Origin of the sequence: Parafrankia colletiae (assembly GCF_001854655.1) — a bacterium.
GTDB classification, from domain to species: Bacteria; Actinomycetota; Actinomycetes; order Frankiales; family Frankiaceae; genus Parafrankia; species Parafrankia colletiae.
Genome location: NZ_MBLM01000111.1, coordinates 1 through 23,370, shown reverse-complemented (window position 1 = coordinate 23,370; position 23,370 = coordinate 1). Strand labels below are relative to the sequence as shown.

General features: G+C 71.2%; 17 protein-coding genes and 1 tRNA gene. 8 read left to right on the top strand and 10 right to left on the bottom strand.

All coding sequences use genetic code 11. The features are described 5' to 3' along the window. Positions 1–141: 141 nt before the first annotated feature. The gene (locus tag CC117_RS14495; RefSeq protein WP_198541852.1) at positions 142–744 is read left to right on the top strand and encodes a Rossmann-fold NAD(P)-binding domain-containing protein; all 603 of its coding nucleotides are present in this window, start codon (positions 142–144) and stop codon (positions 742–744) included. Between the two features lie 103 nt (positions 745–847). Here the strand turns inward: CC117_RS14495 and CC117_RS14490 are convergent, their stop codons facing one another. After that, complete coding sequence (locus tag CC117_RS14490) at positions 848–1,900, bottom strand: aldo/keto reductase (RefSeq protein WP_071084397.1); 1,053 nt, start codon at positions 1,898–1,900, stop codon at positions 848–850. Positions 1,901–2,204: 304 nt separating this feature from the next. On the opposite strand from CC117_RS14490, the gene CC117_RS14485 reads away from it, so the two are divergent. Further along, positions 2,205–2,858: a TetR/AcrR family transcriptional regulator gene (locus tag CC117_RS14485; protein ID WP_071084417.1), complete on the top strand. Its 654-nt coding sequence runs from the start codon at positions 2,205–2,207 to the stop codon at positions 2,856–2,858. On the opposite strand, the gene CC117_RS14480 is transcribed toward CC117_RS14485, so the two are convergent. From CC117_RS14480 to CC117_RS14465, 4 genes are all read right to left on the bottom strand, one after another. Then, the gene (locus CC117_RS14480) at positions 2,806–4,635 is read right to left on the bottom strand and encodes an ABC transporter ATP-binding protein (RefSeq protein ID WP_084132113.1); all 1,830 of its coding nucleotides are present in this window, start codon (positions 4,633–4,635) and stop codon (positions 2,806–2,808) included. The genes CC117_RS14485 and CC117_RS14480 overlap by 53 nt on opposite strands. 50 nt (positions 4,636–4,685) lie before the next feature. After that, entirely contained in the window at positions 4,686–6,617 is a 1,932-nt protein-coding gene (locus CC117_RS14475; RefSeq protein WP_241830100.1) for an ABC transporter ATP-binding protein, read from the bottom strand. A 20-nt stretch (positions 6,618–6,637) separates the two neighbouring features. After that, complete coding sequence (locus tag CC117_RS14470; RefSeq protein WP_071084395.1) at positions 6,638–7,822, bottom strand: LLM class flavin-dependent oxidoreductase; 1,185 nt, start codon at positions 7,820–7,822, stop codon at positions 6,638–6,640. Positions 7,823–8,046: 224 nt separating this feature from the next. Further along, the gene (locus CC117_RS14465; RefSeq protein ID WP_071084393.1) at positions 8,047–9,087 is read right to left on the bottom strand and encodes an alpha-hydroxy acid oxidase; all 1,041 of its coding nucleotides are present in this window, start codon (positions 9,085–9,087) and stop codon (positions 8,047–8,049) included. A gap of 318 nt (positions 9,088–9,405) precedes the next feature. Between CC117_RS14465 and CC117_RS14460 the strand changes: the two genes are divergently transcribed. Next, positions 9,406–11,982, top strand: a complete 2,577-nt coding sequence (locus tag CC117_RS14460; protein ID WP_198541851.1) for a GGDEF domain-containing protein — start codon at positions 9,406–9,408, stop codon at positions 11,980–11,982. Here CC117_RS14460 and CC117_RS14455 read toward each other — a convergent pair. Further along, positions 11,949–12,236: a Rossmann-fold NAD(P)-binding domain-containing protein gene (locus CC117_RS14455; RefSeq protein ID WP_071084391.1), complete on the bottom strand. Its 288-nt coding sequence runs from the start codon at positions 12,234–12,236 to the stop codon at positions 11,949–11,951. The genes CC117_RS14460 and CC117_RS14455 overlap by 34 nt on opposite strands. 180 nt (positions 12,237–12,416) lie before the next feature. Between CC117_RS14455 and CC117_RS14450 the strand changes: the two genes are divergently transcribed. From CC117_RS14450 to CC117_RS14435, 4 genes are all read left to right on the top strand, one after another. Then, a complete protein-coding gene (locus tag CC117_RS14450) occupies positions 12,417–13,805 on the top strand; it encodes a hypothetical protein (protein ID WP_071084389.1) in 1,389 nt (462 codons plus the stop codon). Positions 13,806–14,023: 218 nt separating this feature from the next. Further along, positions 14,024–14,983, top strand: coding sequence for an IclR family transcriptional regulator (locus CC117_RS14445; protein WP_071084387.1), 960 nt, complete (start codon positions 14,024–14,026; stop codon positions 14,981–14,983). A gap of 594 nt (positions 14,984–15,577) precedes the next feature. Then, on the top strand, positions 15,578–17,182 hold the full coding sequence (locus CC117_RS14440; protein ID WP_407673528.1) for an ABC transporter substrate-binding protein: 1,605 nt from the start codon (positions 15,578–15,580) through the stop codon (positions 17,180–17,182). A 365-nt stretch (positions 17,183–17,547) separates the two neighbouring features. After that, positions 17,548–17,632, top strand: a tRNA-Leu gene (locus CC117_RS14435). Here the strand turns inward: CC117_RS14435 and CC117_RS14430 are convergent. From CC117_RS14430 to CC117_RS14415, 4 genes are all read right to left on the bottom strand, one after another. Then, positions 17,614–19,284 (bottom strand): recombinase family protein, encoded by a 1,671-nt coding sequence (locus CC117_RS14430; RefSeq protein ID WP_084132103.1) that lies wholly within the window; start codon positions 19,282–19,284, stop codon positions 17,614–17,616. The two genes, CC117_RS14435 and CC117_RS14430, sit on opposite strands and share 19 nt — an antisense overlap. 305 nt (positions 19,285–19,589) lie before the next feature. Beyond that, positions 19,590–20,321 (bottom strand): recombinase family protein, encoded by a 732-nt coding sequence (locus tag CC117_RS14425; RefSeq protein ID WP_071084385.1) that lies wholly within the window; start codon positions 20,319–20,321, stop codon positions 19,590–19,592. A gap of 71 nt (positions 20,322–20,392) precedes the next feature. Then, on the bottom strand, positions 20,393–21,202 hold the full coding sequence (locus CC117_RS14420) for a DNA methyltransferase (protein ID WP_071084410.1): 810 nt from the start codon (positions 21,200–21,202) through the stop codon (positions 20,393–20,395). Continuing rightward, positions 21,202–21,930, bottom strand: a complete 729-nt coding sequence (locus CC117_RS14415) for a hypothetical protein (RefSeq protein WP_071084383.1) — start codon at positions 21,928–21,930, stop codon at positions 21,202–21,204. The genes CC117_RS14420 and CC117_RS14415 overlap by 1 nt, the downstream gene beginning before the upstream one ends. 501 nt (positions 21,931–22,431) lie before the next feature. On the opposite strand from CC117_RS14415, the gene CC117_RS14410 reads away from it, so the two are divergent. Continuing rightward, positions 22,432–23,304 (top strand): hypothetical protein, encoded by an 873-nt coding sequence (locus tag CC117_RS14410; protein WP_071084381.1) that lies wholly within the window; start codon positions 22,432–22,434, stop codon positions 23,302–23,304. Positions 23,305–23,370 lie beyond the last annotated feature (66 nt).

Genomic DNA, 23,370 nt, shown 5'->3' with positions numbered 1-23,370 from the left:
GAGACTGGGCACGGCAACGGCAGGGGAGCCGACGGTCAAGGGCGAGGGGGCACGGCAGAGTGGGAGTGGACACGGTGCTGGTCACCGGCGCTGCGGGGGGGCGTGGGCGGGGTGGGGCGCACGCAGATGACGGTGTCGCAGATGACCGCGGTCAGCACCGAGGAGTCGCACCAGCAGCGGCTGCACTGGCTCGCCGAGCAGGTGCTGGACTGGTCCGGGCTGCCGGTGCGGCACCTGCGTCCCACCGTGTTCCTCGACAACCCGCTGTTCACCACGCTGGCCGCGCGGTCGATCACCGCCGACGCGACCATCCGGCTCCCGTTCGGCCGCGGTCGGACGTCACCGGTCGCCGCCGCCGACGTCGCCCGGGTCGCCGCCGAGCTTCTCGCGGAGCCGGGGAACCACCGCGACCACGTGTACGAGCTGACGGGCCCCCGCTCGCAGGACATGGACGGGGTCGCCGAGGAGTTCTCCCGGGCGCTGGGCCGCCGGGTGACCTACGTGGACGTCCCGCCCGACGAGTGGGCGCACCTGGTGGAGACCCAGACCGATCTGGCTCCGTTCACACGCGACCACATCGTGACGATGGCGCGCCTGCACCGCCAGAACCGCTACGACCGGGCGACCGAGACCATCGAACGGGTGACGGGTCGGCCGGCCCAGACGGTCGAGGAGTTCGTGTCCGGGCTGCCCGCGTTTCTGCCTACCGCGACCGACCGGTCGACGGCCACGCCGCTGGGTTGACCGGCGCGGGGCTTGCGGCCGAGCTGGTGGACCTGCCCGCCGGCGCTGGCCTCGCCGACGCGGGCAAGGCCAGCGGAGTGCCTGGGGACGGGAGATGGTCCCGTCAGGCCACCGGAACGAAGGTTCGGAAGGATGCGGCGTCGCCGCCGAGGGCCACCGGGCGCTGTTCGGCGGCGACGTCGTGCGGCTGGCCGAGGCCGATCCGGCTGACCTCGGCGAGCCGCTCGTACTGCTTCTCGTCGAGGTGGACGTCCAGCGCACCGAGGTAGTCCTCCAGCTGCGCCACGGAACGCGGGCCGATCACCGGCACCAGTGCGGTCGACGCCCGCTCGGCGTGCGCGCGCAGCCAGGCGGTCGCCACCTGCCCGGGGGACACGTCGAGTTCGGCGGCGGTCYCGAGCACCGCGTCCACGACGGCGGTCTTGTGGGTGCTGTCCTCGGTGTGGATCACCCGGCCGAGATCGGTCAGCCGGCCTGCGCTGCTGGTGCGGTACTTGCCGGTGAGCAGGCCGCCGCCGAGCGGGGACCACAGTGCGGCACCCAGTCCCAGTGCCTCCGTCATCGGCAGGATCTCGCGGTCGGCGGTGCGCTCCACCAGGCTGTACTCGAACTGGACGGCGGTGACGGGCGCGAGCCCCCGCAGCTCGGCCAGGGTCGCGGCCCGGGCGGTGCGCCAGGCCGGGAAGTTCGACAGCCCGAAGTAGAGGATCTTGCCTGCGCGGACCAGGTCGTCCAGCCCGCGGACGATCTCCTCGACCGGGGTGACGGTGTCGGGGAAGTGCACCCAGAGCAGGTCGATGTAGTCGGTGCCGAGCCGGGAGAGGCTGCCCTCGACCGCGCGGGTGAGCGGGCGACGTCCGTTGCCGGTGTCGAGCACACCGCTGTCGGGCGTCAGGCCGAGGCCGTACTTGGTGGCGAGGGTGAACTGGGAGCGCCGGCCGGCGAGCAGGCGGCCGAGGATCTCCTCGGACTCGCCGAACTGGTAGCTCTCCGCGGTGTCGAGGAAGGTGCCGCCGGCGTCGGCGAACCGGTCGAGGATGCGGGCGGCCTCCTCCGGCTCGGCCCCTGTACCCCATCGGGTGCCGAAGTTCGCGGTTCCGAGTGCCAGCTCGCTGACCCGCAGTCCGGTGGACCGGCCGAAGGTGGTGTGCCTCATCTGAGCCTCCCGACGATGGGACTGGCGCCGCCGTGGCGCGCCGCGTGCCCACCAAGCAGAACGATCGGTCTACATCCAGGTACCCGGCGACCGTAGCAAGGCCTGGATGGAAGTACAACGACCGGTCTACCCTGGCGCCATGCCGCCCGACCGGATCGCGCCCGACCGACAGCCCGTGACGTCCGGACCGCCGGCGCCGCGGGCGGCACCACCACCACCACCGACGCTGCAGCCGGAACCGACGCTGCAGCCGGAACCGACGCTGCAGCCGGAACCGGCACTGGCACAGGAACCGGCACAACAGCTGGTGCCGCAACCGGCACCGCGGCCCGCGAGGCGCGGCGGGCGGGGCGCCCGGGAGCGGATCCTGCGCACCGCGGAACGGCTCTTCCACACCGAGGGCATCAACGCCACCGGCATGGAACGGCTCACCGAAGCCGCCGAGGTCTCCAGGCGGACCTTCTACCAGCACTTTCCCAGCAAGAACGCGCTGGTCGAGGAGTACCTGCACCGGCTCGACGCCGACCTGGTGCCGCACGAACGCGTCCTGCGTCGCGACGACCTCCCGCCCCGTGACCGGCTGCTCGCCCTGTTCACCGCAGACCCCACCTGTGACGGCGGCGCCGGCGACACAGCACGGCCGGGGCGGGTCCGGGTGCGCGGCTGCCCGTTCCACAACGCCGCGGTGGAGACCGCCGGCACGCTGCCCGCCGTCGAGCAGGCGGTGATCAGGCACAAGGAGGCTTTCACCGACCTGCTGACCGACACCGCCCGCGCGGCGGGCGCCGTCGACCCGCCCGCGCTCGGACGTCAGCTGGCGGTGCTGTTCGAGGGCGCGACGGCCCTGGCCACCTCCCTGAACGACCTGGCCCCGCTTGCGGACGCCCGGGCGGCGGCGACCATCCTCATCGACGCAGCCCTCCACCGGCCTCCCGCGGGGCGCCGTCGAACGTCGTGAAGATCGTCGCGTAGCGGCCGCCCCGGGCCAGCAGCTCCTGGTGGGTGCCCACCTCGGCCACGCCGCCGTCGTCGACGACGACAACCCGGTCCGCGCCACGCACGGTCGACGTCCGGTGGGCGACGACGAGCACGGTCCGCCCGGCGGTGGCCGCGGCGACCGCTGCCTCCACGAGTTTCTCCGTCCCCGGGTCGAGGCCGGAGGTCGCCTCGTCGAGCACGACGACATCCGCGTCGAGCAGGCACACCCGCGCCAGTGCGACGAGCTGCCGCTCGCCCGCCGAGAGCAGGGAGCCGCCCTCGCCGACCTGGGTGGCGAGGCCGTCGGGCAGGGTGGCGAGCCAGTCGCCGGCGCCGACCGCCGCCAGGGCCCCGGTGAGCTCGCCGTCGGTGGCCGCGGGGCGCACGGCGCGCAGGTTGTGCGCGAGGGTGCCGGCGGTCAGCTGGCCGTCCTGGGCGACCATCACGACCCGTGACCGCAGCGCGCGCCGGGACACGTCCCGCAGGTCCACCCCGGCGTAGCCGACCCGGCCGGCGGTGGGGTCGAACAGGCGCGCCATCAGCTTGGCGAGCGTGGACTTGCCGGCCCCGGTCGGCCCGACCAGCGCGACCCGCTCCCCGGGCGCGAGCGCCAGGTGCACAGCACGCAGGACGTCGGGCTGGCCGTCGCCGTACCGGAAACCGACGTCCTCGGCGTGCAGGGGACCGACGTCCGGCAGCTCCCGGGTGCCTTCAGGCAGGTCCACCGGCTCGTCGAGCAGCGCGTAGATCTTGCGCAGTGCCGCGGCCGCCGACTCCAGCATGGTGACCAGGAAGCTCAGCGACTGCACCGGTTCGAACGCGAGCAGCAGGTAGAGCACGAAGGCGCTGAGCGTGCCCACGGTCACCGCGTCCCGCGCGGCGAGGCTGCCCCCGGCGGCCAGCACCGCGGCGATGCTGCCGACGGTCGCGAACTCCATCGCGGTGAGGTAGATGGACTGGATGCGGACCGCCGTGACGTTCGCGTCCAGCTGCCGGCGGCTGCGCCCCACCAGTGCGTCGGTGGCGCCCGTCTCCTGGCCGAACGCGCGCACGACCCGCAGGCCGGCGAGCCGCTCGGTCAGTGCGCTCACCGTGTCCGAGACCCGGTCCCGCACGGCGGCGAACGCCGCACGGGAGGTGCGGCGGAACCACACGGTCGCCGCGAACAGCCCCAGCGCCGGCAGCACGCAGACCAGCGCGAGCTCCCACGACAGCGCGACGAGCACCGCGGCCAGGAACACGAGCGTCAGCACCGCCTGGGCGAAGGGCACGACACCGAGCTGGACGGCGTCCTGCAGCGCGTCGACGTCGGCGGTCAGCCGGGACACCAGGACCCCGGCCGGAGTGCGGTCGAAGTAGCGCACCGACATCGCCATGATGTGGTCGACGGCGCGGCCCCGCAGCTCCCGCACGAACCATTCGCCGATCCGGCCCACCAGCTCGACCTGCAGCCGCGCGAGCACCAGCCCGGCGACAGCCACACCGAGGTAGAGAGCGCCGGCCCGCGTGATCACGCCGGTGTCCGGCCTGTCACCCACCAGCCCCTCGTCGACGGCGTAGCGCAGGATCCACGGACCGGCCAGCGCCGCCGCCGTGGTCGTCACCAGCAGCAGCGCAGCCAGCGCGACGGCCGGCCAGCGTGGCCGCAGCACCACCAGCGTCCGCCCCAGCAGACCGTCGCCGCGCGGTGGTCGGGCCTGCCGTCCGTCGCGTCTGCCCGGTCGCGGCGAGGCCGCGTCATGCTCCGTTCGGGGCATGGGCACCAGAACGCGCGGGCCGCCGGCAGAGGCCTCGCCGGGCGGCGACGTCACGGCACCGCCGGTACGGCGCGGTCCACAGGCACGCCGGAGCTGGATGGCTCGGTGCCAGGGGCCCTGCAGGCGGGTGCGTCAGAGCCGGGCACGCCGAGGTCCGGCACGCCCTGGCCGGGTACACCGGCGGGCTGGGCGGCCAGCACCTGCCGGTAGTGCGGTGAGCGCGCGAGAAGATCGTCGTGGGTGCCGGTGGCGATGACCCGGCCGCCGTCGAGCAGCACGACCCGGTCGGCGAGCCCGATGACGGCGGGCCGGTGCGCGACGAGAATCGTCGTCCGCCCCCGGATCACCGTCGCCAGCGACGCGACGATCTCCGCCTCCTTCGCCGGGTCCACCGCGCTGGTCGGGGAGTCCAGCAGCAGCACCGACGGGTCCGCGACCAGCGCGCGGGCCAGCGACAGCCGCTGGCGCTGGCCGCCGGACAGGCCGAGGCCGCGCTCACCGACCGGTGCGTCGTAGCCGCCGGGCCGCCCCTCCACCACATCCTGCGCGCCGGCCAGCCGGACCGCGGCCCGCAGCTGCTCCTCACCGGCCTCCGGCGCGCCGAACCGGAGATTGTCGCGGACCGTCCCGCTGAACAGGAACGCGTCCTCGAAGCCGACCCCCAGCCGGGCACGCAGCTCGGGCAGCGGCCAGTCCCGGACGTCGCGGCCGCCGACGACGACCCGACCGCCGCCGACGTCGTAGAACCGGGGAACCAGTGCGCCGAGGGTGGTCTTGCCGCTGCCGGTCGCACCCACCACGGCGACGCATTCGCCGGCCCGCACCACCAGGTCGAGCCCCCGCAGGACGTCCCGGCCGGGGGTGTAGCCGAAGGTCACCTCCTCGAACCGCACCTCGAGGCCGCCGCCGGGCCCGCGCGCGGCGACACCGCCGGGCCGCCGCGGCGGCTCTCGCGGCGGCGTCGGCTCCAGGGAGGACGCAGGCTCCTGCAGCGACGTCAGCTCCGCTGGTGACGTCGGCTCCGCCGGTGACGTGGGTGACGTGGGTTCCTGCGGCTCGTCGAGGACCGTGGCGATGAGTCCGGCCGAGACCACCGCGCGCTTCAGCTGGGACGCGGTCATGCCGGCGATCCGGAGCGGGCTGACGATCATCAGGCCGAAATAGCTGAACTGGACGAGCTCGCCGACGGTGAGCGCCCCCTCGGCGACCCGCAGGCCACCGATCCACAGCACGCCGACCATCCCGAACGCCGGCAGCAGTTCGATCAGCGGCAGGTACGAGGCACGCACCGAGTTCAGCCGCACCGCCGCCCCCTGCACCTGACCGGCCTGGTCGCGGACGCGGCGCCGCTCGTCGTCCTCGGTGCCGAGGCCCTTCGTGGTGCGGATCCCGGAGATCGACTCCTCGACGGCGCTGGCCAGCGTGGCGAGTTCGGACTGCAGGTCCAGCGCGCGCGGCCCCAGCGCCCGGGTGAACCGGACGGCGATGGCGAACACCGCGACGGCCGGCGCCAGGGCGACCACCGCCAGCACCGCGTCGATCCAGGCGAGCAGGACCGCGGCTCCGATCAGCATCACCATGTTCGAGACCATGATCGCAATGTTGATCACGGGCTGTTGGGCCTGCTGCAGGTCGGTTGTGGCCCGGGCAACCAGCACTCCGCTGGGATGGCGGTCGTGGAACGCCGCCGGCAGCCGTACCACCCGCGCCAGCAGCCGGTCCCGCAGATCCGCCTCCACGACGAAGGCAAGGCGCTGCCCGTAGTAGCGGCGCAGCCCGGCGAACCCGGCGCCGACCACCGCCAGGCCGGCGAACAGTGCGACCCCGAGCCACAGCTGGCCGGAGTCACCGCCGAGGACACCGGCGTCGACCGTGTGCGCGACGAGCAGCGGCGCGGCCAGCTTGGTGCCCGTCCAGAGCAGGCCGGCACCGATCCCGGCGGCCATCAGCCGCCGCCGGCGGCCCACCGCCGCCGTGATCAACGCCAGTCCCGGGCCGCCTCTCACCCGCCAGCGGTGCGGGACGGCGCGGCGGCCAGCGCTGCCGGGACCGGTGCGATGTCGTCGCGCCGGGCCGCCTCGCCGCGGTCGCGTCGGGCGACCTCCTCGCGCACCAGCGGGAGCAGGTGGCGGCCGTAGTCGATCGCGTCGTCGTAGGGGTCGTAGCCGCGGATCAGCAGGGTCGTGACGCCGATGTCGACGTAGTCGAGCAGCGCCGCGGCCACCGTCTCCGGCGTGCCGACCAGCGCGGTGGAGTTCCCGCCGCCGCCGATCGCCGCCGCCAGCGGTGTCCACAGCGCGCGGTCGTGCAGCTCACCGCTGGCCGCGGCGGCGAGCAGCCGCTGCGAGCCGACGTTCTGCGGCGCGCCGGCGGTGCCGGTGAAGCCGCGGAACTCCTTGAAGTACTCGGCGGCCCGGCCCACGTTCTCCCTGGTCGACGCCAGGATGCGATGCGCCCGCTCCCAGGCCTCCTCCTCGGTGGCGCCGAGGATCGGGCGGAACGACACGCTGATGCGCGGCGGTGTGGTGCGTCCGGCGGCGGCCGCGGCGGCGTTGACGGCCGCGATCTGCTGCGCCGTCTCGGCCAGCGGCTCGCCCCAGAGGGCGAAGACGTCCGCGTGCTTCCCGCCGACCCGGTAGGCGGCCTCGGAGGAACCACCGAAGTAGATGGGCAGGTGCGGCTGCTGCACCGGCAGCACCCCGGAGACGTGGTCGTCGAGCTGGTAGTACCGGCCGTGGTGGGAGAACGGCTCGGTCGCGGTCCACGTCCGGCGCACCACCTCCAGGTACTCGTCGGTGCGGTCGTAGCGCTCGTCCTTGTCGAGGTAGTCGCCGTCGCGCCGCTGCTCGGCGTCACTGCCACCGGTGATGATGTGGATCGCCACCCGGCCGGCGGAGAAGTGGTCGAGCGTGGAGAAGTAGCGTGCCGCGACGGTGGGGAACACGACCCCGGGCCGGTGCGCGACCAGGTACCCGAGCCGCTCGGTGTGCGCCGCCGCATAGGCGGCGACCTGCAGGTTGTCGACCGACCCGCTGCTGTACCCGATGAGGACGCGGTCGAAGCCAGCCTCCTCGTGCGCGACGGCGAACCGCCGGGTGAACTCGCGGTCCACGACCGGGCTGGCGGTGAACTGGCTTGCCTCGGAACCGGGGCGGGTGGCGATCAGACCGATGAACTCGACCGGCATGGCGGTGCCTCTCTCCACGCGGGTGACCCGTTGATGACGTGGCGACGAAGGGGAGAGTCGCGGGGCAGTGCCTACCGCGTACATCTCTAAGTCGATCGAAAAAATGAACTTAGACCCGCGGCGATGCACAGACCCGAAGTCATGTCTGCAGGCTGTCTGAGCTGGACCGATTTGTCAACATAAGGACAATCGGTCACGGAAATAACACACAGCGGCAGATTTTCCTAGCCGGCCCGTTCCACCAGGTCCGGGGTGAGCTCGTCGATGCCGCGGGCCCCGACGAGCGTCATCGCTCGTCGAAGCTCGCCGGTCATGGTCTCCAGCAGGTGGTGGACCCCGTCGGCACTACCCGCGGCGAGCGCCCACAGAGTGGGCCTGCCGATCAGGACCGCGCGGGCGCCGAGGGCGAGGGCGGCCAGCACGTGGACGCCGCCGCGGAGCCCGCCGTCGACGTAGGTCTCGGCTCCGCTGCCCGCCAGGGCCTGGGCGATCTCGGGCAGGGCGGTGGCGGTGGGGACGGCTGCGTCCAGCTGGCGGCCGCCGTGGTTGCTGACGACGACGCCGCGGGCACCCGCCTGCACGGCGGCCACCGCGTCGTCGGCCCGCAGGATGCCCTTGACGACGACGGGAAGGCGGCTGATCTCCCGCAGCCACCCGATGTCGTCGAAGGTGACGTCCGTGGCGGTCGCGATGTCCTCGGGTGCGATGTCGGTCAGGAGGCGACCGCCGTACCAGGGCGCGTCGGAACCCGGCCACGGGTAGGGGTAGGGGTAGGGGTAGGGGCGGTCGCCGAGGACCGGGGTGTCGACGGTGAGCACGAGCGCGCCGGCGCCGGCCTCCACGGCCCGTGCCACCAGGTCCCGGGTGACGGCACGGTCGCGCAGGACGTAGACCTGCGCCCACCAGGCCGGGCTGGCGTCCCGCACCTCGGTGTAGGGCGCGTCGGTCAGGCAGGAGACGCAGATCAGGGAGCCCGCCTTCGCCGTGCCGCGTGCCGTGGCGACCACGCCGCCGGCCTCGACCACGTGCTGGGCGGCGGTCGGGGCGACCAGGACCGGGGTCTCGACGGGAGTACCGAGGACGGTCGTGGCGGTGTGGACCTCGGTGACATCGCGTAGGACCCGGGGGCGCAGCCGCACGGCGTCCCAGGCCGGGGTCGCCTCGCCGAGCGTGTGGTCGGCGCCGGCGCCCTGTCGGAAGTAGTCGTACACGTCCCGGGGCAGCCGTGCGGCGGCCCTCTGCTCGAGTTCGTCTACCCAGGTCACGGGCTCAATTATCCCATTTTTCTACCGGGATAGTGAAGAGCACACGAGGTCCGGATACCCTCGCCGCCGCCTGAACCCCCGGGCACCCGGACACGGCACGCACGCCGACAGCCCTGGCCACCCGCGTCACGCGTCGACCGCAGTCACGCCACGGCGCACCCGACACCCGACACCCGGGCATGGAACTCGGCTGTTAATCACCTAAAGAATTTGTATGACTACTACTGGTTAGAATAGTGTCGATCGGCGGTCTATGGACGTGGTATCCAGATCGATCCGTCCAGCCCGGTACGCCGATCGGGGATGTGACGTATGCCTATGGCCGAATCCAGGGACGAATCCGGGGTGCGGGCCCGCCGGCCGGGGCCGGCGCTCATCGCGGGCGGGGTGTGCGGGGCGTTCGCCCTGCTCACCATGATCTGCGTGGTCGTGCTGCCCGAGCCCCACGACCTCCAGTCCGTCGATATGGCCTGCACGGGGGCGACGCTGGCGCTCACCGTCGTGCTGCTGGTCACCGCTCGGCGGGCACCCGAAGGCGATCGGCCGTGGCGCCTGCTGGTCGGCATCACCGCGTTCGGGGGGTTCCTGATCTCGATCCTGAACGCCTGGCACGGACTCGTCCACGGTGTCGACGTCTACAACGAGATCAAAATCAGCCACGCGACGTTCCTCCTGGCCTACCTACCGGCGCTGGCCGGTCTGCTGCTCCTGCCGTCCGACCTCGTGCTCGCCCGGGCCGGGCCGCGCAGCCTGCCACGGCGTCACAGCCGGCACTGGTACACCATCACCGTGCTGGACAGCACATTGATCGTCGGATCAGCCGCGCTGGCGGCCTGGGCGACTCTGCTCGCGCCGGTGATCCACCGGACGTCGCTGAGCAGACCCGCCCTGACCATCACCTTCAGCGCGACCGCCGTCGGGCTCATCCTCGTGGTGGCCGCGGCGCTTCTGGGGACGGTCCGCAGGCCTCGCTCGGTGCGGGTGCTGGCACTGCTCGGAGCGGGCATCGCCGTGCTGTCCCTGACCATGGGCGCATACCTCTACTTCGCCGCGGCCACCAACGGCAAGGTGCCGGCGGCGGTCCACCTGGGGTACCTGGTCTCCTGGCTGTTGCTGCTCCTCGGTGCGCTGGTGCGGCAACCGGACCGGCCGCCGGCCTCGGACGCCCGTCCGCGGATCAGATCCTGGGTTTTCGGGCTGCGCGCCGCCCTGCCCTACCTGGCGTTCGCCGCCGTCGGCGTGCTCACCCTCATCCGGCTGGCGGTCGGGGCGCGGCTCGACGACCTGGACCTGTACGGTCTGATCGGCCTGCTGATGCTGCTCGTCTCCCGGCAGCTGGCGACCATCGGCGAGAACACCCAGCTGCTGTCCCTGGTGGACGCCAGCCGACGCGAGCTGCACCATCAGGCCTTCCACGACCCGCTCACCGGTGTGGCGAACCGGGCGCTGTTCGCCGAGCGGCTGGAGCGGGCCGTGACCAGTCACGCCCGCCGGCACCGGCCGCTCGCGGTGCTGTACTGCGACGTCGACGACTTCAAGCGGATCAACGACAACCTCGGGCACTCCGCAGGTGACGTGCTGCTGCGGGCCGTCGCCAGCCGGCTCCGGAACGGTACCCGCGACACGGACACGGTCGCCCGCCTCGGCGGAGACGAGTTCGCCGTCGTCCTGGACAACGCGTCCGGAGACCCCGAGGCGGTGGCCCGCAGGCTCGCCTGCACGCTGCGCGCGCCCTTCCGGTTGGCAGGCCGCGGCTACCCGGTGGGGATCAGTCTCGGCCTCGTGGTCGCCGATCCGTCCAGCATCGGAGCAGATGCCGGTACCGCCGCCGGCGTCGACGGCGGGGCTGCCCTCGAACCCGCGCGGTCCGCGCGGTCCGTGCCCGCGACGCCGGTCACGGCGGACAGCCTGCTGCGGGACGCTGACATCGCCATGTACGAGGCCAAGAGCTCCAGACAGGGCGGCCTTGTCGTCCGGCGGGCAGGAACGCCCGCCGCCAGTTCACCTGTGCAGCTCGGCGGCCAGCTCGCGGCAGCGTTGCGAGGCGAGCCCGGCACCGGGACGCTGGATGTCGCGTACCGGCCTGTCGTCGACCTCGTGGACGGCCGTACGGTCGCCTCCCACGCGCGGGCGCGCTGGACCCACCCGGACCTCGGCCGCATCGAGGGCGGGCGACTGGGCCAGCTGGCCGACCGGGCTGGATTCGCCCGGGCTGTCGACATGTTCCTGCTCCAACGCTGCTGCCGCGACCTCGCCGGTGCAGCGGCAGACGCGGGCCGTCCGGACGGCCTGGGTGGTGCGCCTCACGTGGCTGATGACGTGCGTCCCGAGGATCGTGCGGTGCGGCCGGCCGTCCTCGTCCCCTTCTCGGCCAGCCGAGCCGTGGACGGACCGTTGGTCACCGACATCCTCGAGGTGCTGGCCGAGTACGGGCTGCCGGCCCACCTGGTGATCCCCGGGTTCAGCGTCGCCGCGGCCGGCGCCGGCCAACTCGCCACGGCCCGGACGATGCTCGGTCGGCTCCGCCGCCACGGCGTCCGGTGCGCCCTCACCGACGTGGCCGGCGACCCCGCGACGCTGAGCATGCTGGGGCTGCTGCCGGTCGACATCATCCGGCTCGACGAGACTCTCAGCGGGACTGACGAGACTCTCAGCGGGACTGACCGTGATGCGCAGGCCTYCTTCCACACCGGGGGAGAGAGCGACGTGGCGCTGGTCGACGCGATCCGGCGCGCGCTGGTGGCCGAGGCCGCGCGGCGCGGTCGCACTGTGATCGCCCCGGCCATCCGCGGCGAAGGACAGGAGCGCCGGCTCGCCGCTGATGGCTGCCATCTCGGCGAAGGGCCGCTCTACGATCGGCCTCACCAGAAACTGATGGCCGAGCTGTCGTCGTAGTACTGCTTGTTGCGGGTGACGAACTCCTCGATGCCCATCGGGTCGACACCACCGACGGTCCTGACGATGTCGTTGGTGCCGGCGAAGACACCGTTGCGGTAGTCGATCGCGACCGAGCGCAGATGCTGGATGATGTGGTCGCCGAAACCGCGGGCGTGCATCTGGTGGGTGAACTCGTCGAGGCTGACGGGCAGACAGGTGACCGGTCTGCCCAGCGCCCGGGACATCTCCGCGGCGATCTCGTGGTGGTCCATCTTCTTGCCGCGGCGGAGTTCCTCGGCAGGACCATGCCCGGCTGCGTGGGGACCGACTCGGCCTGCCGGGCGGCGTGGGAACTCCGGCAGGTTTCGACGATGTCCCGAAACAGGGAACCTTGTCCGTCTACCGTGTGATGCCGGCCGGGCGAGGGGGCCCGGCGCCGGAGGGGGGGCATTTTGTTCGGGTTCGAATTCCAGACGGCCAATGCGTTCGAGCCGATTCCCACGGGGCTCGCCGTACCCGCGGGGCCCGGGGTGGGGGAGCGGCAGACGGCCTGGCGGCATCTGGAGACCGGAACCACCCTGGAAGGGGACGAGTCCCGCCGCGCGGGTGCGAGCGCGGACCTCGAGTTCGTCACGCCGCCGTGCGAGACCCTCGACAAGGCGGTCGCGGCGACCGAGGCCGCCGTCAACCTGGCCAGAGCGATGCTGGCCGAGCGGCACGGGTCGTCCGGTGTGATCTTCCGGAAGGGTCAGGAAATCGCGGGCGGCGTCTGGCTGACGGACTGCGCGGTGCGCTTCTACGACGAGAAGTTCCGCGCGCAGGCGCAGGGGACCGTGGGCGTCCCGCTGAGTGGGTTCACCACGCTTCTGACCTCCGTCTGGAACCGCAGCGAGCGGCAGGACCAGGTGCGCTCCGAGGCCGGCGACATGAACGACCTTTTCGACAACCTGCCCGGGTACGCCGCGGCGAGTGCCAGGGAGTCGTCGAGGCTCTACGGCTTCATGGCCGCCTGCCACCTCTTCCTGCTCCGCGCGATCCGGTCGTCGCCCACCTCCTTCGCCGGCCAGGACGGGTCGAACGCCACGCCCACCGAAAGCAAGGCCTTCTTCGACTTCAGTCACAGCGCGGCGGCCCGGGYCGTCAACCAGAAGGTCTGCGAGCTGCCGGCGCCGCCGGCGACGGCCCGGATCCTGGTCGGCTCGGACTCCCCGAAGGACATGTTCGGGCTGCTRCACCGCACCGACTTCCACTCGATGTACATGTCGCTCGACGACGCCGAGCGGGCGATCCTCGACCGGCCGGTCACCGAGGTGCTCTGGCCCGAGGAATGGGGTGACATCAACGAGCTGCGCCTCTTCCCGCTGCCGTACCGGATCGATCCCGAGGCGACCGACACCGCGGTCCGTTCGGACGTCGAGCCGGTCACGCTGCCGGAATGGGTGGCGCAGCCGCGCCCGGCGCTGCAGCGCCACCCGGTCAGGTGGACCCTGCTCGAACACGGGCCGACGATCGCCGAGTGGTGGAACACGGTGCGGTTCGGCGACGTCATGCGCGGCGGTATCGGAAAGGACGTCGCCTCGCCGCCACCCGGTTTCCGCGGGCGGAACCCGCTCTACCACGGCGAGTTTCCGAAATCGACGCTGGAGGACAAGTCGTCCTACTACGGCATGGGTTCGTTCCCGATGGACACGGAGAAATCCACCGGTACCAGGCTCGCCGTCTTCGAGTACCGGGATCTCATGGCCGACGTGGATGTTCCGCCGCAGGAGGAGCTGACCCTCGACCACTGGGTCGACGTCGTCAGGATCTTCGCCGAGAACTACGTGCCGAAGTCCACCTGACCCGGCAGTACCCTGGCGAAGGAACCGGGCCCGGAGGGCGCGCGGGGAACACGATCGCTCCCGGCCTGGTCGACACCGAGACCACACGCCGCCGCCACCACTCCAACCTGGACGGGACCGTCGATGAGGACAAGCGCGAGGCGTTCCTCGGCCTCGGCCTCGGCCGCGGCCGAGGCGTCGCGCCCGCGCGGTCGGCGCCGGAACGGGAACCGGACCTGATGGCACGGCCCGCGCCCGGTGTCGAGCGGACGGTCACGCTCATCACCTTCCTGAGCAGGTATCCGGGCCGTGCCTTCGGCCTGTCCGAACTGGCCCGGCAGCTGGACATGAACAAGGCGACCGCCCACGCGATGCTGGCCACCCTCACCGACGCCGGCTGGCTACTGCGGGACAGCACGGACAAGAGCTACCGCCTCGGCCCGGCGCTGGTCGCGGTCGGGGACGCGGCCGCCGGCCCCGAACGCCAGGCCCTCGACCTCTCCCGGCCCCACCTGCGCCGCCTGCACGACGAGTTCGGAGCGCAGGCCATGGCGAGCACGGTCGCGGGCGGGGACATCGTCGTCCTCGCCGTCGAGGGCGACAGCCCGGAGCCGAGTGGCTTCGGATCCCGGCCCGGCAGCCGAGTTCCGCTGACACCACCCCTGGGCACGGCCTTCATCGCCTGGTCCGACGCCGAGAGCGTCGAGYGGTGGCTCCGCCGGCTCAGCCCCCGCCTCGACGACCACCGGCTCGACCTCTACCGCGATGCCATCAGGACGATCCGGCGCCGCGGCTACACGGTCGCGCTGGACGAGGAGCACCGGCACGGCCTTGCGCAGGCCCTGAACGCCTTCGCCGAGAACTACGGCGACAGCGACGTCCGCCAGGCGGTCGAGCGCGTCCTTGCGGCCATGGACGCGAAGGAGGACTACCTCGTCGTCGACGTCGACGGCATCGAGTCCCACCGGCTCGGCCTGGTCAGCGCACCCGTCTTCGACAGCACCGGCCGAGCCTGCCTGACCCTCACCCTGAGCGGCTTCCCCGGCGGCCTGAGCGCGAAGGACGTCGATCCCTGCGGCCGGCGCCTCCTCCAGGCGACCATGGAGATCACCAGGCAGATCGGCGGACGCTCGCCCGACGACGCCGGGGCCTGGCGACTGACGCCCACGTCAGACACTTCCAGTGACGCCCACGCCTGACACTTCCAACGCCTGACACCTCCACGCCCGGCATCTCCGGTACCTGGCGGCTCCAACGCCTGGCGCATCGCGTCGCCGGAGGCGGTCCGGCCTGTCGATGGCAGCTGACGCTGGTCACGGCGCTTGCGGTCGTGCACGCATCGACCGGTCCGGCCGACGGGCCGCAGCGCCGTCGACGGCCGCCTCGGCGTCTCGGTAAGGGGCTGGTCACCGGCGCGGAGGCCGTTGACCTCCCCGTTCTCCGCATTTATGGTTGGTTAAGATATCAACCGCACCGTTTGCTATAGCGAACAAGGATGTGGGGGCAGATCTGCTGAACCAGCTGGGTGTCCTTCGTCGCTCGACCTCGTATCACCGTCCAGTCCTCTCGCCGCGGTGGCGCCGGCGCTCCGCCGGGAACCGCCCGACCCGGGCAGGATTCGCCCTGACCATGCTGCCGCAAGCCCCTGCGCAACGGTGACGAGTACGCGTCTCCCGGCCTGATCACGACCTGCGGTCGAATCGGCCTGGTGACGCGAGGAAGAACATCCGCGGGGTAATTCCCCTGCCAGCTGGCTGCTGACCCGAGGGCCCGTGCCCGTGGGTTGTTTCCGCATGCGCGCATACTCGAAAGAAAGGCTGTCGATGCCACCGTCGATGCTTCGTAGAAAGGTTCTCGCCATCGCCGCCATGGGAGCGATGACGCTGGCCGCGTGTGGAGGAGGTGGTGGTGGTTCGGAAACCGGTTCCAGCGAGGCCGACGCGGGCACGCCGGTCGCCGGCGGAAGCGGCCAGGTCCTCATGGTCGGCGAGCCGCGGAGCCTGGACCCTGCTGCCCTGGGGAATGCCTACGCATCCCAGGCCGTGCTGGGGAACGCCTTATACGGGACGTTGATCACGGATGATGAATCCGGAGAGTTCCACTACGGGCTGGCCGAGTCGTTCACCACTACGGACAACGGTGCGACCTTCGCACTCAAGGTGCGTCCCGGCGTCACGTTCTCGGACGGCACACCGCTGAACGCCGAAGCCGTGAAGACCAACTGGGACCGGCTCAAGGACCCGGCCACCGGCTCCCCCTCTCGCGCGGAAGCCGCGTCGGTCACCTCCTCCGAAGTGGTTGACGACCTCACGCTGAAGGTCACCCTGAGCAACCCCACCCCGCGTTTCGCCGGTTCCATCACCACCTCCTCGCTGAACTGGATCGCCTCGCCCACCGCGCTGCAGAAGGGCCAGGAGGCCTTCGACGCGGCGCCGGCCGGCGCCGGGCCGTTCACGCTCCAGAGCTGGGCCCGCCAGGGCGCCATCGAACTGACGAAGAACCCCCGCTACTGGGACGCCCCCAAGCCCTACCTCGATCGGCTCACCATCCGGGTGCTGACCGACGCCACCCAGCGCTACAACACGGTGCTCACCGGCGGAGCCGACGTCACCATCGAGTCGACCTGGCAGAACCTCGCCAAGGCTGACGGCCAGAATCTGAGCGTCGACGTCCAGAGCCTCAACGGAGGCATCTACCTCGCCATGAACTCGCGGCGGGCCCCGTTCAACGACATCCGTGCCCGTCAGGCCATCGCCGCGGCCATCGATTTCGACGCGCTCAACAGCTCGGTTTACAACGGCGAGGCGAAACTCGCCGAAACCCTGTTCGAGAACACCTCCCCGTTCTACTCGGACAGCCCTCTGCGTAAGACGGACCGGGCGACCGCCCAGCGTCTCTTCGACGAACTCGCCGCCGCCGGGAAATCCGTCTCCTTCACCTTCTACTCGTTCCCCAGCAGCGAGAGCAGGATGATCGCGGAGAACGTCCAGGCGCAGCTCAGCAGCTTCAAGAACGTCAAGGTCAACCTGCAGGTCATCGACCAGTCCAAGTTCGGCGAGCTGCGCGCCACCTACGACTTCGACATGYTGATTTCCTCGGCCATGTTCCACGACCCCGAGCCCCGCCTGCTCACCGTCCTCGGTGGACGATCCCCGTCGAACCTCACCGGCCTCAATGACGCCGAACTCGACAGGGCGCTGCTGGCCGGACGCACCTCCACCAGCGAGGCAGACCGGAAAGCCGCCTACGAGACCGTTCAGGAACGGATCCGGGAGACCACGCCGCTGATCTTCATCGCCCGTGTCGCGAGCGGGGCCATCGCCGGCGAGGACGTCCACGGTCTGGTGCAGTACGGCTCCGGCTCTCTGCTCCCGGAGGAGATCTGGATCTCCAAGTAGCCCTCTGGTACCGCGCCCGCTGGCTGGCGGTACCACCCACACCCTGACCGTCGTCCGCACCGCCTCGGGGTCCACGGCCCCCGAGGCGGTGCTCCCTGTCGCCATCCACCGAGATCCACCGTGCGGGCCTAGCCGGGGCGCGGTCCGCCGCTCCCACTGGCCGTTCGGCCCGGCGCTCTCGGTTGTGTTCTGCCTGCTGCGGCGCCCTGCCGGACCCGGGACGTCGCCGCGCTCCGGTCGATCAGGCGCGTCCCGCGCGCGATCGGTCCGCGCTTGATCGGCCGGTGGCCAGGCGTAGCGTCAGAGGCCCCGGCGACCGTGTAGAGTCATCTGCGGTGCGGGCGAGCAGCCCAGAACCACACCTTGTCCGGGTGGCGGAATGGCAGACGCGCTAGCTTGAGGTGCTAGTGCCCTTTATCGGGCGTGGGGGTTCAAGTCCCCCCTCGGACACGATCCATTACCCCACGGTAACTTGTGTCGATCTTCATGTCGGCCCTTACCGTGTTGGTCGCGGGATGGTAGGTCAAGCGTAGCTGGAGCGAGTGGTACAGATCCGTCTTCTCGGCCGGCTCCGCCTCTGCTAGGGCGCTGACGATGTCGCCGAGTGACTCCACCATGCTACTGATCTCGTCGCGTGTCAGCTGCCGTACGTGGTTCTCCCGTGCTTCGCGGAGGTCCCGCTCGGCGGCAGTCTTCTCGGCCTGTACCTCTGCGATCCACCCAGTAACGATCGCCGGATCGGCTCCCGTGTCCAGAGCCGCCCGGTATTTCGTGAGCTTGGCGTTGCTCGCCTCGATCGTCTGGCGGGCTCGCTGCGCGGCCAGATCGTCGATGGACGGACTCGCCTGCGCAGCGGCCATGGCGTCCAGAGTCTCGGCCAGCCGGGGCGGGGTGAGCGTGTCCGCGAGCCACTTGTCGAGCGCCGGGACGAGGATGTCCTCGCGGACGTAGACGTTCCCCGGATGGGCGATCGTGTTGGCCAGGGCGTACTCCTGCGGATAGCGGCACCGGTAGTAGGTCACGCCGCGGGCGGTGTGTCCCTGCATCTTGCGCTCGCAGACCCCACAGTGAACCGCGCCACGTAGCGCATAGGGCTGGCGTGTCCGCGGTGTCTTCTGATCACCTGTACCTCGGCCCCGGCCCGCGAGAAGCTCCTGTACCTGGGTGAACGTCTCGATGTCGATGATCTCCGGGTGGACCGTCTCCTCTGACCAGATCCACTTGTCTGGGGGGTTCCACCGCAGCTTGGTGGTGTGTCCGAGGCCGACGTCCTCGACGTCGAGGAGTACCTCGTCCTTACGCTGGCGGTTCCAGACCTGCCGGCCGGTGTAGCGGGGGTTGGTCAGGATCGCGCGGACGGCCCCTTTCGACCACGCCTTCCCGCTGCGATGCGTGTTGCGGGCCGGGTCGTGGGCGGAAGGACTGGGGATGCTGTCCCGGGTGAGCCTCTCCGCGATCGCGAAGATGCCGCGACCGAGGAGGAACTCGGTGAAGATCCGAACCACGACGGGCGCGGCCACCTCGTCCAGCGCGAGGCCGTGGAGCTGCCGACCGTCCGCCGCCTTGGACGGATTCGGATGTGGGCCCAGATCGATCAACCGGTAACCGTACGGGGGTCGACCGCCCAGGAAGCGGCCTTCCACCTTCGCCTGGGCGGCCATCGCTGCACGTACTCGGACCTTTACCCGGTTACGTTCACCTTTGGACATCCCGCCGAAAACCGACATGATGAGGTCGTGGGCCTCGTTGTTGGGATCGATCGGCCCACCCACCTCGGGCACCCACAGAGGCACCCGGTAGTGGCTAAACAGCGGGAAGACGAGGCCGAACTGGTTGCCGTAGAAGGCGCGCTGCGGTTCGCCAATGACCACCGCCTCGAAACCGCGATGAGGATCTTTCAGATCCTGGAGGAGGGCGTTGGCCATGGGGCGCCGCTGCCAGGGAATTGACCTGGACTGCCCGGCGTCGAAGTACTCCGTGACGATCTGGCCGCCGTGCGGCTCGATCAGTGCCTTGGCGCGAGTTATCTGCCATGCCCGTGAGGATTCGGGATCCTGCTGATCCTCGGTGGAGCATCGGCCCTCGAACGCGAACCGGATCATCCGGAAACCCTCCTGTCTTTTTATTCGCCGTTCGTGACGGCCTATCGATCTTCCTTTGAAAATTTACCCTTCTCGGTGCGCCGCCGATGAATGGTGCGGATTACTTTCAGTAGGGCGATCGCGACCGGAGGTGTCATCGGTGGAGGGGTCGGCGGCATGATGACGTGGACCGACGATTCACGCTCCCCGCTTTGTCGACCGGTCATTGAGCCCAGCCCACCGCAGCGCCGAGGTAAGCCGATCCATGAACAGGATAAGGCCAGGAACTAGCTGAAGACAGAAATCGTTCCGACGCGTTCACCCAGTCACTTCCAATGCCCATCAAGCAACTCAGGCCCTGAACCATCGCCGTCAGTTCCCGTTCCTGGACTGGTCCGGGGGGCAATGGGAAACTCCCAGGGCGGTAGATGGGGGCTGAGGATCGCGGTCTTGGGGGTGGCGAGGAGTTGGGCGTGGAAGAACGTCCGCCCGTCGATGATCGGTTCGTGGGCGTCCGGGCAGATGACCCATTCCTCCGGGGGGACCGCACGACCGGCGATGGTGCGGCCCCAGACGGTGGCCCCGGTGTAGACGGGGTTGGTCAGGATGCGCGCGACAGCTTCGAGCGTCCAGGGGCGTCGGGTGTGGCTGTAGGGGTCGAGGGGGATGGGGTACCAGTCGGGTTCGACGGTGAGGCGGGTGACGATCGAGGTGTGGTTGAGCCGGTCCTCGATCCGCCAGCGGTAGATCATGCTGACGGTCGCGGCGGACGCGGGGTCGATGACGAGGCGGACCCGGCGGCGCATCACCCCGTTGGCGTCGGAAACGGTGACGCGGTGGGCACGGTAGCCGAAGGGCACCGGGCCGAGGTGGTATCCGGCGCGCACGAGGTCGATCTGGGCCTGGCGGGCGCGCTGGGTGGTCCAGGCGTGGTGGGCGGCGAGCAGCCGGGCCTGCCGGGCTGCGCGCGGGTGGGTGAGGCGCCACCACCGGCTGGGGCGGTGTTGCGGCTCGGGCGGAGCGGGCGGTAGCGCGGGAATGGGCAGCAGGTCAGACATGCGGGGCTCCAACCAGGAGGCAGAGCCGGCCGGGTGGTGCGCTCACCGCACCACCCGGCCGGCGCAGAGGGCTAGGCGGCCGGGCGGTGCGATGCGCTGAGGGCAGTGCGAGGTGCCGGTGGGGGCGGCGGGCCCGCCAGGCGCAGGTGGCGAGTGCGCCCGCCCTCGACGCCGAAGATGATCACGTCCTGGTGGACCGGGTAGGCGCGTGCCCGGCTGTCCGGGCGGTACACGCCGAGCTCCCGAACGTGGGGGAGGGCAGTGAGCGCGACAGCGCGCTGCACCGGCCGCCAGCCCGTGTCCCGGCCGGCGGCAGCGATGTGACTGGCCAGGTCCACCCCGCCCTCGACGTGGTACGCGGCAATGACGACGAGGTGCCCGCCGGGCCGGGACAGCTTCCGGTAGGCCGCCAGYCGTGCGCGCAGCCGGTCCCGGACCGGACCGTCGGAGTCGGTCGGTCCGATTGCGGTCAGGACCAGGTCGACCGGTCCGAGTCCGGTCCAGGACTCGCCGGTGGGGAGCGCGTCGAGGATCATCCCGTCGCCGCGGGCGCCGCGGGCCTTCGTCAGGGTGAGCGCGGCGCGGGCGGTCTCCCACCGGTCGGCGTCGGTGGTGATGCCAATGGCATGGCGGCGGGCGTGGACGGCTTCGGCGATGACGGTTCCCGTTCCGCAGTCCGGGTCGCAGACCGTGTCCCCGGGTCGGCTGTAGAGCGCGATCGCGTGGGCGGCGACCGCCGCTGACACCGCTGCCTCCCCGTAGGGGGAGGACGACACGGCTGCGGGTCCGTCGGTCGGCGGGGTGGTGATGGTGTGCCGGCTGGTCGGCCAGACCGTCRCCCACCGCGCGTCGCAGCGCCACGTTTCGACCTCGCCGGTCATCAGGCTGCGTCCCACGCCGGCGGCATCGGCGCGTTCACAGCCGTGAACAGTAACAAGTCGGAATGCACCCGCTGGGCGACCACGCCGGCGGGGATGGGCGTGGCGGGCCTGTCGAGCTGGCTCAGAGGGACCTCCAGCAGGACGATCCGATCGAGCAGCGCGAGACCGCTGCGGTCTGCCGCGAGGGCCAGTTCGACGGTGGGGTCGATCAGCCAGCCGCCGAAGCTCTCGCAGCGGCTGACGACGGCGAGCGTGCCGCCGACGGCCAGCAGACCGCCCCAGTCGATGCGGGTGAACCAGCCGATCCGGGTCGGTTCCACGACCGTGACGACCAGCAGAAAGCAGTCGGGGTCCGGACCGCGACCGGGCACGAGGTCCGGTCCGCAGGCGGACCCGGTCCATCGCGGCGACGCGTCGCCGGGCGCGGTCCGGACCTGGACGCGCCGCCCGAGTCGGGCGACGGTCCCGGCGCAGGCGACGAGTCCCTCGCCCAGTTCGTCGTCGCCGGGCTCGGCCGGCCGGGTGGGCTGGGACAGGGGCGGCTCGGTAAGCAGCAGGACCGGGTCGTCAGGTCGGCTGACGGTGACGACGAGGCGTTCCACGGCGGACGGAAGCCAGCCGGCGGAGGTCTGGTCGGGAGTGGCTGGCGGGCACGGCCAGACGGTCGCCGGCCGGCCCGCCGGGACGACCGGCAGGGTGTTGCGGTCGGACTCGGATGGGGTGGGCACTGATGGTCCTGCCTTTCACGACGGGGCGTTTCCGCGGTCGCAAAAGGAGACCGGCTGCTGTGCTGTTTTTTGCCACCACCCTCACGAATTTTTCCAAGATATTTCCCGCTGTGCAGGGTCTAGTCCGACCGGACTATTGATCGCTGTCATCCTGCTGGGAGCACCCCGGAGAGTGGCCCGGAAACTTTTTTCAAGATTTTTCTTGCCGGTGCCAGCGAGCGCCGTTTGGTGATCGCTGGGCATGTGCTAGCGATCACCGGTAGGGCGCTGGTGGCGTCGCAGAACCCCAGGTCAGAGGCCCGCTGTCAGGTCCGGGCCAGCTGCTGGCACGCGGCCGTGCTGGGGCGCAGGAAGTGCCTTGCATCGTCCCGCTGTGATTGTTCCGAATGCACAGCGATCTTTGCTGTTCATTCTCTGGGAGATCGCGCTGTCTTTTCGCTGTCTTTGATGTGGCGTCCTTGGGGCTGTCCGAAATCCACGACACCCGAAGGACGGCGAACAATGACCGACGAAACGTCTCCCCTTCCTGTGCGAACCGCTGGCGCGAACGCGCCCGCACTGCCTCTGACGACCTTGCGGGACTGCTTCGCGTTTCTGGTCACCGACCCCGACCCGCTCGCCCTGGACGGCACGCGGGTACCGGGTCTGCCGGACCGGCTGGTGGCGCTGGACGAGCTGCGCGACCGGCTGCTGGCCCGTTCCTGCCCGCAGGCCACCAGCGACGCCGCCTGGAAGGCGGTGATCCGCCGTGCCCGCGCCCGTCGCGGCGCGTGGACGGTCGGCGCCGCCGGGATGGCGCTGCCGGCGCTGCGGGCGGTGGCCTCCCGGCTCGGCGAGCACAGCGATCTCGACCCGGCCGACGTGCAGGCCGAGGTCCTGACCGGCTTCCTCACCGCCCTCGCGACCGTCCGCCTGGACCTGCCGCGGATCGTGGTGCGGCTGCGCTGGGCCGCCTACCGCGCCGGTCTGGACCTGCTCACCCAGTCGCTGGAGATCCCGCATCCTGACCCGGGCCTGTTCCAGACCCGCACCGTCGCCCAGACCCGAGCGGACAGTCCGCACGAGGTCCTGACCGGCGCGGTCGCGGACGGGGTCCTGACCGAGACCGAGGCCGCGCTCGTCGCCGCGACTCGGCTCGATGACGTCTCGGTCGCCGCCTGGGCCGCCCGCCACGCCACCCCGGTACGCACCGTCTACCGGCTGCGTGATCGGGCCGAGCGGCGCCTGGTCGATCACCTCGCCGGCCACCACGGGCCCGCGCCCGCTGACGAACCCCCCACCCGGCTCACTCGCCCACCGGCCAGCAGTGCGACGCCCGCAGCTGCGCCCGACCCGGCGGGGGTGCCCTCGGAGGTCGCGGGGGTGCTGGCATGAGTTGCCCTGTGTCAAGCCGCCGCTTGCCGAGCTTGATCGGTGACCGTTTTCTGATCTTGTTTGAGG